Annotated in this window: 1 protein-coding gene and 1 pseudogene; both read left to right on the top strand. The window is 59.1% G+C overall.

Features of this window, described 5'->3' with window-relative positions:
- The first annotated feature begins 444 nt into the window (after positions 1-444).
- Positions 445-711 carry a type II toxin-antitoxin system ParD family antitoxin gene (locus ACFFNA_RS36450; RefSeq protein ID WP_378924831.1) on the top strand — a complete coding sequence of 89 codons (267 nt, stop codon included), beginning with the start codon at positions 445-447 and terminating at the stop codon, positions 709-711.
- A 3-nt stretch (positions 712-714) separates the two neighbouring features.
- Positions 715-1,025 (top strand): annotated as a pseudogene (locus ACFFNA_RS36455) (type II toxin-antitoxin system RelE/ParE family toxin).
- Positions 1,026-1,334 lie beyond the last annotated feature (309 nt).

Raw genomic sequence — 1,334 nt, forward strand, 5'->3', positions numbered from 1 at the left:
GCCAAGCCGACGCCGCGGCACAAAAAAACAAATCCTGTCCCCAAAACCAAATCTTCAAAACACCCGTCAGGCCCCAAGCCGACGGGCGTTTCGATTTTGGACGCCATACGTGAGCCGTAGATCGGAAACGCAAACGACAATGTCTGCGTGACACGACAAAACCGGACAGAAACGACATCCCGAGCGCGTCAGTGATCCGGTTGGGTTCTGCGTCTGTCGTCTCGCGCATGGCTGCCACAGAGATGACGACCGCGGGCATCGACTTGCGCGTCGCTCTTTGATCGCGCCAGCGTCCTTATGGCTGAGGCGACATTTCCGGTCATGCCGAATCAGGCGACGGGCGAATTCTCTCGGGGCGGGAAGGTGGCAAAGGCCCAGATTGCTAATAGTTGATATCTATTGCCATTCACGTTGCGCGCCCCATAATCTTTGCAGGAGGTTGCCATGCCCAATTACGCTTTGAACGACCACTATGAGAGCTTCATCAGGAAGCAGCTCGAATCAGGCCGCTACAACAATGCCAGCGAGGTTGTCCGCGCGGGCCTGCGCATGCTCGAGGATTTCGAGGCGGAACGAGAGAAATGGCTGCGTGAAGACATACCGGCGCGCCTGGCCGAGCTCCGGCGGGATCCAACGAAAGGTATCCCTGCCGACACGGTGTTTTCCCGACTGGAGGCGCGTCATCGCGCGAAGCAGGCGAAAGCCAAGTAGGGGATGGAGTATCAGATTGTCTTCCACCCCAAGGCGGAGTCCGAGCTGGAAGCGCTCTATGACGATATAGCGGAACGCGCATCGCCACGATCGCCTGGAATTTCGTTGTGGGTATCCGCGAGCATTGTCTCAGCCTGTCGACTTTTCCACAAAGGGGCACCGAGCGGGTCGAGATCATGCCTGGGCTGCGGATTGTTGGTTACCGGCGCGCCGTCAGCATTGCTTTCGCCGTCGAGGGCGAGCGGGTGCTGATTTTGGGCGTCTTTTATGCTGGCCGCAACATCACGCCGGAATTGCTTGAAGAACGGCGCTGACACCGCTCTGGCAGGGCGCGGCCGTCGGCGCTCCGCCAAGCGCGGCCGGCGATTTTCGGGCCGATGGCACACGCTCAGCGCCGATGTGGTGGCGTGCATCGTAGGGATGACCTGCACCGGAACGCCGCTCGCAATCGGGCCAAGCCAACTCACCAATTCCGGCCTCGTCGAGATCTCCACGAGAAATCGAAAAAAGGGTGATCTTCGCTGTTGACAGTTCTTGTTGGTGGCGACTATATACGCCTCACCAACGAGGGCGGCACGCCGCTGGCGACGAAGAAGTTTGCTTCTAAGCCTGCCCGTTGTGAA

The organism is Mesorhizobium kowhaii, assembly GCF_042431665.1.
Taxonomy (GTDB): Bacteria; Pseudomonadota; Alphaproteobacteria; order Rhizobiales; family Rhizobiaceae; genus Mesorhizobium; species Mesorhizobium kowhaii.

Coding starts and splice junctions, on each gene's coding strand:
- ACFFNA_RS36450 (WP_378924831.1), top strand. CDS start 445: ATGCCCAATTACGCTTTGAACGACCACTATGAGAGCTTCATCAGGAAG.